Annotated in this window: 7 protein-coding genes and 1 pseudogene; 7 read left to right on the top strand and 1 reads right to left on the bottom strand. The window is 63.2% G+C overall.

Annotation, left to right across the window (positions count from 1 at the left end):
• Nucleotides 1-53: 53 nt before the first annotated feature.
• Nucleotides 54-447: pseudogene (locus tag FFM53_RS16650) on the top strand (transposase); the annotation flags it as partial.
• Nucleotides 448-570: 123 nt separating this feature from the next.
• Here the strand turns inward: FFM53_RS16650 and FFM53_RS16645 are convergent.
• Nucleotides 571-1440 carry an ornithine carbamoyltransferase gene (locus FFM53_RS16645; protein ID WP_138390563.1) on the bottom strand — a complete coding sequence of 290 codons (870 nt, stop codon included), beginning with the start codon at nucleotides 1438-1440 and terminating at the stop codon, nucleotides 571-573.
• Nucleotides 1441-1873: 433 nt separating this feature from the next.
• On the opposite strand from FFM53_RS16645, the gene FFM53_RS16640 reads away from it, so the two are divergent.
• The 6 genes from FFM53_RS16640 (at nucleotide 1874) to FFM53_RS16615 (ending at nucleotide 12768) form a co-directional block, all read left to right on the top strand.
• Nucleotides 1874-3742, top strand: coding sequence for an adenylate/guanylate cyclase domain-containing protein (locus FFM53_RS16640; protein ID WP_138390564.1), 1869 nt, complete (start codon nucleotides 1874-1876; stop codon nucleotides 3740-3742).
• A 197-nt stretch (nucleotides 3743-3939) separates the two neighbouring features.
• Nucleotides 3940-4617: a response regulator gene (locus tag FFM53_RS16635; protein WP_003542898.1), complete on the top strand. Its 678-nt coding sequence runs from the start codon at nucleotides 3940-3942 to the stop codon at nucleotides 4615-4617.
• Entirely contained in the window at nucleotides 4614-5996 is a 1383-nt protein-coding gene (locus FFM53_RS16630; RefSeq protein ID WP_138390565.1) for a sensor histidine kinase, read from the top strand. The genes FFM53_RS16635 and FFM53_RS16630 overlap by 4 nt, the downstream gene beginning before the upstream one ends.
• Nucleotides 5997-6099: 103 nt before the next feature.
• Complete coding sequence (locus FFM53_RS16625; RefSeq protein WP_138390566.1) at nucleotides 6100-9426, top strand: transglutaminase family protein; 3327 nt, start codon at nucleotides 6100-6102, stop codon at nucleotides 9424-9426.
• Between the two features lie 40 nt (nucleotides 9427-9466).
• A complete protein-coding gene (locus FFM53_RS16620) occupies nucleotides 9467-11884 on the top strand; it encodes a circularly permuted type 2 ATP-grasp protein (protein WP_138390567.1) in 2418 nt (805 codons plus the stop codon).
• Nucleotides 11885-11889: 5 nt separating this feature from the next.
• Entirely contained in the window at nucleotides 11890-12768 is an 879-nt protein-coding gene (locus FFM53_RS16615) for a transglutaminase family protein (RefSeq protein WP_138390568.1), read from the top strand.
• Nucleotides 12769-12837 lie beyond the last annotated feature (69 nt).

Genomic DNA, 12837 nt, shown 5'->3' with positions numbered 1-12837 from the left:
CTTCAGCTTCGGCTGGTGGAATGTTGCCGATGGGCTCCAGAAGACGGCGGTGCCGCCGCGCCAATGAGGACTTGGCCATCTGCATGCGCGCCTTGTCGACGTCGACTATCCCGGCGCCGACAAGGTTCGTGTCGTGATGGATAACCTATCAACCCACACGACCTCCGCCGTCTATCAGACCTTCCCAGCCGCCGAGGAGCGCCGGATTTTGCGACGTCTGGAGTTCCACTACACGCCCAAGCACGCCAATTGGCTCAATATGGTCGAGATCGAGATCGGCGTCCTGTGCCGCCAATGTCTTGACCGCCGCATCGCCAGTCGCGACAGCCTTGAAACCGAGGTCCGGACCTGGCTGCGACGCCGCACCGAAAGGGCCATCGCATCCGATGGATGTTCTCAACACAGCACGCAAGAGCCAAGATGGCAAAATCATATCCAACGCCATCGCTCAACGAGGCAGGAAAAGTGTGTAGCGGTTTTCCCAGGCAAAGCGCGAAGCGCTTTTGCCGGGAATTGCGTAAAGACAAAAGGATAGAGCGGTTCTGCGCTTCCGTTAAAAGTTGAATCGCTCTAGGTCGCGACCCACTCCATCAGCGCATTTTGCGCATGCAACAGAAAGGCCTTGGCGACGCGGCTTTGGCAGAGCGGATGCGCCATCGCCTCCGCCGTCACCTCCTGGCCGCGCGTAACCGGCGGGCACGGCAGAAAGATCGCATCCTCCCGCAAACGATCGAGCACATCGGCCCCGATCCGGTAGCCGGCGAGCGCGTCCGAGGCGGCATCGCCCGGCCATGAATCGGTAATGACGACGTCGGCATTCGGTAGCTCGCCCATATCGGTGCTCACGCGGAAGCGTCCATTGAGCAACGCGGCGTCGCTGATGTGCCAGCGTTCGGGATAGACCTGCACCACCTCGATCGGCAATGCGATCGACGCTTCGGCCCAGGAGCGGAGGATATTTGTGTCCGCCGCCACGCCAACGACCTTCAATCCGTCGATCGAACCGCGCCGGCTCTTGATATAGGCAAGGTCGCCGAGCGTCTCGCAGGGATGGTTGGAGCGTGTCCGCGCATTGATGACAGGCACCGGCGAGGCTGCCGCCACCGCCTTCAATGTCGCGAGCTCCCTGGTGCGGATCACCAGCATGTCGAACCAGTTGCCGAGATAACCCTGGATATCGCCGGTTTCCTCCCTGGCATTGAAGCCGATCGGCACATGCGCGCAGATACCGCCCATCGCCTGGATGCCGAGATCGAAGGCGGTGGTATTACGCCAGCCGCCGTCATCGACAATCAGCGCGACGCGTTTGCCCGCAAGGCTCTGCGGCATCGCACGCTCATTCCAGGCTTTGGCAAGCTCACCGGCGCGACCGATGATCGACCGAAGCCCGGCCTCCGGAATGTCATGAAACTCCAGAAAATTCCGGGCCGAACCTGTCATTCCAACCCTCGTTGCGCTTGAAACCGTCGCCACAATACCCTTCGCTGGCCTCACGGCAATCTCCCAAGCAGCAGCGAATCACATTCCATACCGCGTTGGATAGCCTGGCGATTCGTCTTCCAAGCTATGTCCTGGGTCCGGCTCAAGCCTTAAATCGGTGGGCGATCGGTTTTATGATGTCGATTCAGAAAGTGTCGGCCCAAGCAGAACACTCCGTTTTCTCCGATGTGAATTGTCTTTTCATCACAAAGGATTAGGGATTGGCTCCACCCTTCACCCGTTTAGAGTATTGATGAAGATCGACGACGTTATATGGTCGCGCCGCCGCGTTAAAAACGTCGAGACCGCCCGAATTATTATTCGGGGGACGACTCTACGCGACAAAAACTCTATAAAAAGCTAGACTAAACTAGGAAGATCCATGGGAGGGGTCATGGAACGACGACTGAGCGCTATTCTTGCTGCAGACGTCGTCGGCTACAGCCGACTGATGGGCATCGATGAATCCGGCACGTTGCAGGCGCTGAACCGCCATCGCTGCGAGCTGGTCGACATTCGTATTTCGGATTACAAGGGCCGGATCGTCAAACTCACCGGCGACGGCATCCTTGCCGAATTCCAGAGCGTGGTGAATGCGGTCGCCTGCGCCGCCGAAATCCAGCGCAGCATGGCGGCCCGTAACGAGAACGTGCCCAAGGACGAGCGCGTCGAATTCCGTATCGGCATCAATCTCGGCGATGTCGTGGTCGAGAACGGTGACATATTCGGAGACGGGGTCAATCTCGCCGCCAGGCTCGAGCGCATCGCAGCGCCGGGCGGCATCGCCGTGTCGGCCTCGGTACGCGACCAGGTCGGTTCGCGCCTCAATCTCGGCTTCGAATTCATCGGCGAACATATGCTGAAGAACATCAGGCAGCCCGTTCAGGTCTATACCGTCAGCTTGGCGCCGCCTTCCTCCGCCAGATTGGTGGCGCAGAACCGCAATACCTGCTTCATCGCCGTGCTGCCCTTCACCAATATGAGCGGCGATGCCGACCAGGATTATTTCTCCGACGGCATCACCGAAGACATCATCACCGATCTCTCCAAGATCTCCAGCCTGCACGTCGTGCCGCGCAACACCATTTTCACCTACAAGGGCATATCGGTAAAGGTGAAGCGGCTCGCTCAGGAGCTTGGCGTGCGCTACGTGCTCGAGGGAAGTGTGCGCATCGTCGGCAATCGCGTGCGCATTTCCGGTCAGCTGATCGACACCGCCAATGGCGACCATCTCTGGGCCGAACGTTACGACCGCGACATGACCGATATCTTCGCCATCCAGGACGAGATTACCCATGCGATCGTCGGCCAGTTGAAGGTGCGCCTGCTGCCGGAAGAGAAGAAGGCGATCGCGACTGAGCCGACCGCCAATGTCGAGGCCTATACCTATTATCTCAGGGGCCGCCAGCTCTCCCACACCTGGACCAAATCCTATCTGCAGCTCGCGAGGCGCATGTTCTGCAAGGCGGTCGAGCTCGATCCGGATTATGCCCGCGCCTATGCCGGCATCGCCGATTGCGACGCGGCGATCCGCGATTGGGCGCCTGACGACGTGCCGCTGAGGCGCATCCTCGAGATGAGCGCCCGCGCCCTGGCGCTGGATCCTGACCTTCCCGAAGCACACGCCTCCCATGGTCTCGCCCTGCATCAGAGTGGCTATGACGACAGGGCGGCGGCAGCCTTCGAACGTGCCCTGGCGCTCGACCCGAACCTCTTCGAGGCGAATTTCCACTATGCCCGGTTCTTCTTCATGCACGGCAACTTCGCCGAATCCGTGCAATATTTCACCCGCGCCGCCGCAATCCGCTCTGATGACTACGTCTCGCCGATTCATCTGATGTCCGCCTATCGCTCGCTCGGCCGGGTGCTGGATACAGAAAACTGGGCGCGCCTCGGCCTGCTGCGCGCCGAACGCGCCCTCAACCTCAACCCGGAAAATTCCGGCCCTGCCCATCGCGGCGCGCTGGCGCTCGCCCATATGGGCGATGCGGCAAGGGCACGCGACTGGGCGGCCCGTGCGATCGCCATCGATCCCGACGACATCGTCGCGCAGTATAATCTCGCCTGCGTCTATTCCGTTCTCGGCGACGTCGACCAGGCGATCGATCTGCTGGAGAAGCTGCTGCCGAACAGCTCCGTCTACCATATCAAATGGTTCGACAATGATTCCGATCTCGACAACATCCGCGACGATCCCCGCTTCCGGAAGCTGCTCACCGCCGCAATGATGCAGCGCGAACGGATCGAAAGGACCGGGAGCTGAGGTCGGACCTTTCCCGGCCGTTCACTGACGCATCGGCCCGAAAATCGGAATCGATTTTCGGAAAGCACGATGCGTAGATTCAAAGTGTTACAGCGTCCTTGCGCGTCTGAAGGACGCGCGGCGCTGTAAGCTTGAAAATCGCTGTGACATCCCGGCTTCATCTCTGTAATCTCCCTTGAAAAACAGGGGAAACATCCGTGCGCATCCTGCTCACCGAAGACAATATCGCGCTGGCCGACGGCCTGTCGGCGATCTTGCGCGGCACGGGCCATGCCGTCGATGTCGTCCATGATGGGGCGTCTGCCAATGCGGTCATCGCAGCGGAAAATTTCGATCTGGTGATCCTCGACCTCAATCTGCCCGAGATGGACGGGCTCGACGTGCTGCGCGCCATGCGCGCCCGGCAGAACCAGGCGGCCGTCCTCATCCTGACGGCGCGCGGCACGCCGGAAGAGCGGGTGAAAGGGCTCGATCTCGGCGCTGACGATTATCTGATCAAGCCCTTCGATATCGCCGAATTCGAGGCCCGCGTGCGCGTGCTGCTGCGCCGCCAGGCCGGGCTGCGCTCGGCGACCGTCGGCTTCGGCGGCATCTCCTTCGATCTCAATTCCCGCACCTTTTCATCAGGCGCCACGCCGCTCGATATTCCCGCCCGCGAGCTCGGCCTGCTCGAAATCCTCTTCATGCGGGCCGGCAAGGTCGTAGCAAAGGAGGCGATCATTCAATCGCTGACGGCCTTCGACGACGACATTTCCGCAAACGCCATCGAGCAATATGTCAGCCGCCTGCGTAAGCGCTTGTCGCCGCACGGCCTGACCGTCAAGACCGCCCGCGGCATCGGCTATTATCTCGACAAGCTGCCCGAGGCCTCATGAAAGCCGCCTATTCCCTCAGGCGCCGGCTGCTCTTCTGGTTGCTCGTCTCCACCGCCGTCATCGGCACGCTGGCACTCGCCGATACCTATCGCGAGGCGGTCCAGACCTCCAATATCGTCTCCGACCGCGTGCTCGCCGGTTCCGCGCTGGCGATCGCCGAGCGCGTCGTCGTCGCCGAGGACGGCACGCTACAGGTCGATATCCCCTATGTAGCACTTGAGATGCTGACCTCGGCCGCGCAGGATCGCGTCTTCTACCGCGTCGACGGACCGCCGGGCCAATTCATCACCGGCTACCAGTCCCTGCCGGTCCTCAAGAAGACGCCGGGCGATGCCGCCGCCTTCGCCGATGATAGCTTCCGCGGCGAGCCGATCCGCATCGCCACACTCGAGCGCTCGGCCTCGACGGGCATCCGCTCCGTGCCCTTCGTGGTGACGGTCGCCGAAACCACCATCGCCCGCCGGCAGTTGGCGCAGGCGATCCTCGTCCGATCCGCACTCCGCCTCGCCTTCATGATCGCGGGCGCGGCCGTTATCGTCTGGATCTCGGTCACGGTGGCTCTGCGCCCGCTCTACAAGCTTGGCGACGCCATCGGTGAACGCAGCCCCGATGACCTGCATCCGATTAAGCAGACCGTGCCGAGCGAGGTCGAACCGCTGGTCGATACGGTGAATTCCTTCATGGTCCGCCTGCAGTCGGCGCTCGATGCGCTCCGCCATTTCACCGGCAATGCCAGCCATCAGCTGCGCACCCCGCTGGCGATCATCCGCACCCAGCTCGCCCTTTCCGCCCGTGCCGGCTCGCTTGATGAGGCGCAGGCGGCAGCACTGAAGGGCGACCAGGCGGTAGCGCACGCCGAGCGCATCCTTGCCCAGCTTCTCCTGATGGCCAAGATCGACGCTGCCACTGCCAAGGAGGCGCTGACCGCTTCCGCCATCGATCTCGCCGCCATCGCCCAGGAAATCACCGGCGAGCAGATCCCGACGGCCGCCGTCGCCGGCATCGATCTCGGCTTCGAGGGCGAGAGCCCGGCGATGGTTCGCGCCGAGCCGCTGCTGATCGGCGAAATGCTGCGCAACCTTGCCGGCAATGCCATCGCCTATGCCGGCAAGGGAGCTGAGGTCACCGTCCGTATCATTGCCGCGTCAGAGACGATCCGCCTCGAAGTCGAGGACAACGGTCCCGGCATCCCGCCCGAGAAGCTGGAGGCGGTGCGCAGGCGCTTTTCGCGCGGCAATGAGTCCGGTGCGCCCGGCGCCGGCCTCGGCCTGCCGATCGTCGAAGAAATCGCCAATCTTTTCAACGCCGACCTGACGCTGGGGCCGGGCACCGGTGGCAAGGGCCTGAAGGCGGCAGTCACCTTTGCCAAGGCAGCGTAAGAACCGTCGACCTTTCCGCCTTGCTTTCTTTCGCTGCATTGCACACACTGATTTTCGGGAACAGCAAGCCGCACGACGATGCGAGCCGGATAAAAAGAGAAATATGTCGATCAAAGCCAGCATCTATCATCTGACGCATTATACCTATGACAAGCCGGTCCGCCTCGGCCCACAGATCATCCGGCTGAAACCTGCCTCGCATTCGAAGACACGGGTGCTCAGCCACTCGCTGAAGGTCACGCCCTCCAACCATTTCGTCAACCTGCAGCAGGATCCGTACGGCAATTACCTTGCCCGCTACGTCTTTCCGGACCCGGTGACCGAATTCAAGATCGAGGTCGATCTCGTCGCCGACATGACGGTCTACAATCCCTTCGACTTCTTCGTCGAGGAAGAGGCAACCAAGTGGCCCTTCGGATACCCTGAAACGATCCAGGAAGATCTGTCGATCTACATGACGCCGGAGCCGGCCGGTCCGCGCCTCAAGGCGCTGCTGCCGACGCTCGACTGGTCACCCGACCAGCCGACGGTCGACATGGTCGTCGGCCTGAATGCCCGCCTGCAGCGGCAGATCGGCTATGTCATCCGCATGGAAACCGGTGTGCAGACGCCGGAGGAGACGCTGGAAAGCGCCAAGGGTTCCTGCCGCGACACCAGCTGGCTGCTCGTTCAGATCCTTCGCCATCTCGGCCTCGCCGCCCGTTTCGTCTCCGGCTACCTCATCCAGCTGACGCCGGACCTGAAGGCGCTCGACGGTCCCTCCGGCACCGAAGTCGATTTCACCGACCTGCATGCCTGGGCTGAGGTCTATCTGCCCGGCGCCGGCTGGGTCGGCCTGGATCCGACTTCTGGCCTGCTGACCGGCGAAAGCCACATCCCGCTTGCCGCCACGCCGCATTATCGCAACGCCGCTCCGATTTCCGGCGGTTATTTCGGCGAGGCCGAAACCGAATTCGCCTTCGACATGAAGGTCTCGCGCGTCGCCGAGCACCCGCGCATCACCAAACCCTTTTCCGATGAAAGCTGGGAGGAGCTCAACGAACTCGGCGAGAAGGTCGATCGTATCCTCGAAGCCGAGGACGTACATCTGACGATGGGTGGCGAACCGACCTTCGTTTCGATCGACGATTTCCAGTCCGAGGAGTGGAACACCGCCGCCGTCGGCCCGACCAAGCGCGAAAAGGCCGACATCCTGATCCGCAAGCTGCAAGAACGCTTCGCCCCCGGCGGTTTCCTGCATTACGGCCAGGGCAAATGGTATCCGGGCGAAAGCCTGCCGCGCTGGACCTTCTCGCTCTACTGGCGCCGCGACGGCAAGCCGGTCTGGCAGAACCTCGATCTGGTCGCCGCCGAAGGCAAGGATACCGGCGTCACCGCCGAGGATGCCGAGAAGCTCTTGACGGCGATCGCTAAGGAACTGGCGATCAAGCCCGACATGGTGCAGCCGGCCTATGAGGATCCGGCCGATTGGATCATCAAGGAAGGCAACCTTCCCGAAAATGTCGATCCGGCGAATTCGAAGCTGAAGGATCCTGAGGAACGCAACCGCATCGCCCGCGTCTTCGCCCGCGGCCTGACCGTCGCGACCGGTTACATCCTTCCGGTCCAGGCATGGAACACCAAGGCAGCGGAAAGCCGAGTCTGGGTCAGCGAGAAATGGCGCACCCGCCGCGGCAAGATCTTCCTCGTCCCGGGCGACAGTCCGATCGGTTACCGCCTGCCGCTCGGCACGCTGCCCTATGTTCCCCCGGCGCGTTATCCCTATATCCACCCGGCCGATCCGACGATCCCGCGCGAACCGCTGCCTGATGTCTTCGTACCGGCCGGGCGGGCCATGCCGGAAGCCTCTTTCCATGCCGACGAGAGCAATCGCGGCCGGATCGAACAGACGCTCGGCGAACTTCGCGGCGCCGTGCGCACCGCGATGTCGGTCGAGCCGCGCGACGGCAGGCTCTGCGTCTTCATGCCGCCGGTCGAACGCATCGAGGATTATCTCGAGCTGATCGCCGCTGCCGAAAACGCCGCTGCCGAGCTCAAGCTTCCCGTCCATATCGAAGGTTACCCGCCGCCGCAGGACGAGCGCATCAACGTCATCCGCGTCGCCCCGGATCCCGGCGTCATCGAGGTCAACATTCATCCGGCCTCGAACTGGAAGGACTGCGTCGACATCACAACGGCGATCTACGAGGAGGCGCGCGCCACCCGGCTTGGCGCCGACAAGTTCATGATCGACGGTCGCCATACCGGCACCGGCGGCGGCAACCATGTCGTCGTAGGCGCGGCCAATCCGAACAACAGCCCCTTCCTGCGCCGTCCCGACCTCTTGAAGAGCGTTATCCTCCACTGGCAGCGCCATCCCTCGCTCTCCTACCTCTTCTCCGGCATGTTCATCGGCCCGACCAGCCAAGCGCCACGCATCGACGAGGCTCGCCACGACAGCCTCTATGAGCTGGAGATCGCCATGGCGCAGATCGGAGCCCCCGGCCGCGGCCAGCAGCCGCTGCCTTGGCTTGTCGATCGCCTGTTCCGCAACCTTTTGACCGATGTCACCGGCAACACCCACCGCGCCGAGATCTGCATCGACAAGCTGTTCTCGCCGGACGGTCCGACCGGACGGCTCGGCCTCATCGAGTTCCGCGGCTTCGAGATGCCGCCGAACGCGCGCATGTCGCTTGCCCAGCAATTGCTGGTGCGCGCGCTAATCGCCCGCTTCTGGGTCAACCCCGTCGACGGCAAATTCGTCCGCTGGGGCACGACCCTGCACGACCGCTTCATGCTGCCGCATTTCGTCTGGGCCGACTTCCTCGACGTGCTCGCCGACCTTCGCCAAAACGGCTTCGACGTCAGCCCGGAATGGTTCAAGGCCCAGCTCGAATTCCGCTTCCCCTTCTGCGGCGAAGTCGAATATGAGGGCTCGAAGCTGGAACTGCGCCAGGCGCTGGAGCCATGGCATGTGATGGGCGAGGAAGGCGCGCCGGGCGGCACCGCCCGCTACGTCGACAGCTCCGTCGAGCGCCTTCAGGTGCGACTCGAAACCAGCAATACCGCGCGTTACACCGTCACCTGCAATGGCCGCACCCTGCCGCTGACGCCGACCGGCACCGCTGGCGTGTCGGTCGCCGGCGTCCGTTACAAGGCGTGGCAACCGTCCTCCGGTCTGCATCCCGTCCTGCCGATCAACACGCCTTTGACTTTCGACATTTATGATACATGGTCGAACCGTTCGATCGGCGGCTGCATCTATCATGTTGCCCATCCGGGTGGCCGGACCTATGACACTTTCCCGGTCAACGGTAACGAGGCGGAGGCAAGACGACTCACCCGCTTCGAGCCGTGGGGGCATACGGCGGGCGGATACATTCCGCGCGTTGAGACGGGTTCGCCGGAATTCCCGCTGACGCTGGATCTGCGGCGGCCCGCCGGAATTTAAGGCCAAAGGTTAGGGCCGGGGGGTTAGGGTTTCAGTTTTGATGGGTAAGAGGCCGGCAGCGGAGCGCAGGGGAGAGGCAGAGGACCGCATCGGCAAGGGTGCGGCCTTCGACTATGCACCGCTTCCTGGCACCGCTGACGAGATGGTCGACAACAAAGGCGCGGTCCGCCCGGTCTGGCAGCGTTTTCTCTCGCATCTGAGCGCAATGCCGGAAAAGGATCTCACTGAGCGTTTTGCCCGCGCCGACCGCTACCTGCGCGATGCCGGCGTCTTCTACCGCGCCTATGGCAGCAAGGGCACCGGCGAACGCGCCTGGCCGATTTCGCATATCCCGGTGCTGATCGACGAGCGCGAATGGAAGACGCTGTCGGCAGGCCTCGTCCAGCGCGCCGACCTGCTGGAGGCGATCGTTGCCGATATCTACGGCGACAACCGGCTGGTGGAGGAAGGAGTGCTGCCGCCGGCGCTGATGGCCGCCAATCCCGAATTCCAGCGCCCGCTCGCCGGCATCCGGCCAGGCTCCGGGCACTATCTGCATTTCTGCGCCTTCGAGATCGGCCGCGGACCTGACGGCAACTGGTGGGTGCTGGCCGACAGGACGCAGGCGCCGTCAGGCGCCGGTTTCGCGCTGGAAAGCCGCGTCGCGACGACCCGGGCCTTCTCGGATATCTACGCCGAAACCCCGGTCCACCGCCTCGCCTCCTTCTTCGGCGCCTTCCGCGACGCACTTCAGGGCATGAAACATTCGGGCGATGACCGCATCGCCGTGCTGACGCCAGGCCCCGCCAACGAGACCTACTACGAGCACGCCTACATTGCCCGCTATCTCGGTCTCATGCTGCTCGAGGGCGAGGACCTGACCGTCGTCAAGGGCCGCGTCATGGTACGCACAGTCGCCGGCCTGAAGCCGATCGGCGTGCTCTGGCGCCGTCTCGATTCGGCCTTTGCCGACCCGCTGGAGCTGAACCAGAATTCGCATATCGGCACGCCCGGCCTGGTGGAAGCGCTGCGCGCCGAAAGCGTCACCATCGTCAATGCGCTCGGCACCGGCGTTCTCGAAACCCGGGCGCTTCTGGCCTTCATGCCGACCATCTGTCACCGTCTGCTGGGGGAGGATCTGCAATTGCCCTCGATCGCCACCTGGTGGTGCGGTCAGAAGGAAGAGCGCGAGCACGTCGCAAAGAACATCGAGAAGATGGTGATCGGCCCGGCCTATTCCCGGGCACCCTTCTTCGATGACAACGGCGAGTCCGTACTCGGCTCCTCGCTGCGTGCGGCCGCCAAGGATTCCATCACCGACTGGCTGAGTTCGGACGGCCCGAAACTGGTCGGCCAGGAGGTCGTCACGCTGTCGACGACGCCCGCCTGGGTGGACGGCAAGCTCGTGCCGCGGCCGATGTCACTGCGCGTTTTCGCTGCCCGCACGGCAGACGGCTGGCAGATTATGCCCGGCGGTTTTGCCCGCATCGGCTCCGGCGCCGATGTCGCGGCGATCGCCATGCAGTCGGGCGGAGCGGCCGCCGACGTCTGGATCGTCAGCGACAAGCCGGTCGAGCGCCACACGCTGCTGCCGGCCGAGGGCAGCTTTACCCGCAACATGCCGGGCAGCCTGCCAAGCCGGGCAGCCGACAATCTGTTCTGGCTCGGCCGTTACATCGAACGTGCCGAAGGGGCGCTGCGCATCCTGCGCGCCTGGCATGCGCGTTACGCCGAAGCTGCCGATCCGAGCCAGCCGCTGCTCGCCGATGTCTCCGAGTATCTCACAGCCGTCGATATCGATACCGCCGAGGCCGTGCCGGAAACACTGCTGCGTAACATCGACAGCGCCGTTTATTCGGCGAGCAACATCCGCGACCGTTTCTCGCCGGACGGCTGGCTGGCACTCAACGATCTCGCCAAGACTGCCCGCCGCTTCCACGTCACCGTCGCTGCCGGCGACGACGCCAGCCATGCGATGACCATCCTTCTGCGCAAGCTTGCGGGCTTCGCCGGCCTCGTGCACGAGAACATGTATCGCTTCACCGGCTGGCGCTTCCTCTCGCTCGGCCGCTATATCGAGCGCGGCCTGCACATGACGCGCCTGCTCGGCCATATGTCCGGCCCGGACGCGCCGGACGGCGCACTCGACATGCTGCTCGAAATCGGCGACAGCGTCATGACCCACCGTCGCCGTTACAACGTCAACACGGCGCGGCTGACCGTCACCGACCTCTTGGCGCTCGACCCCCTGAACCCCCGCTCGGTCCTCTTCCAGGTGAACGAGATCCACCACGAGGTCGAGCAACTGCCGAACGCCCTGATCAACGGCCAGATGTCGCCCTTCTACCGCGAGGCGATGCGGCTCCATTCCGGCCTGGCGGTGATGACGCCGGAGGGTATGGGGGTCGAGGTCTATCAACGGCTCGAGCGCGAATTGGAGCAGCTTTCCGATCTGCTCGCCCAGACCTATCTCGGGTGACGGCGATGCTCTACGATCTCTCCCTCCGCATGGGTTACATCTATGACGTGCCGGCCTCCGGCGCCCGCCACGTCATGCGCCTGATGCCGCTGTCGCTGACCAATCGACAGCGCCTGGTCGCCGGCTCGATCACCATCTCGCCGACGCCGGACGAGCAGTCGCATTTCGTCGATTTCTTCCATCATCCCACCACCTCCTTCATGCTGCGCGCGCCGCACGAGACGCTCGACATTCGCATGCAAGCCCGCGTGCAAGTGGAAAGCCAGCCGATCGCCGCCGATTTCTCGCCGCTGCTTGCCGACCTGCCGGAGGAGGTCGCCGGCATCTGGTCTCTGGCGCCGGATTCGCCGCACCATTTCCTTGGTGAAAGCCCGCGCCTGACCCAAGCCCGCGAGATCGCCGACTATGCGCGAAACAGCGCCATACCTGATCTGACGGCGATGCAGATCGCCCATGCGCTCTGTACCCGCATCAACAAGGATTTCACCTACGACCCCGACGCGACGACGGTGGACACGACGCCGCTCGAGGCGTTCAGATTGAAGCGCGGCGTCTGCCAGGATTTCACCCACATCATGATCCTGGCGCTTAGAAGCCTCGGCATTCCGGCCGGCTACGTCTCCGGTTTCCTGCGCACCATCCCGCCGCCCGGCAAGGAACGGCTGGAAGGCGCAGACGCCATGCATGCCTGGGTCAGGATCTGGTGCGGTGAGACGAACGGCTGGATCGAGCTCGACCCGACCAACGACATCCCCGCCGGCACCGACCACATCGTCGTCGCCTATGGCCGGGACTATTCCGACGTCGTTCCCGTCATCGGCGTATTGAAAAGCTATGGCGGCCAACGCGCCGTCCAGGCGGTCGACGTGATCCCGCTGAAATAATCCCAAAACTGGAAAAATTCGACGATTCGTTAAAATTGTATTGACGCCGTAAGGACGGCGGAAAGGAGG

This window comes from Rhizobium indicum, from assembly GCF_005862305.2.
Taxonomy (GTDB): Bacteria; Pseudomonadota; Alphaproteobacteria; order Rhizobiales; family Rhizobiaceae; genus Rhizobium; species Rhizobium indicum.
Note: the sequence above shows the minus strand (reverse complement) of the source record. Positions and strands in the feature narration are given on the sequence as shown.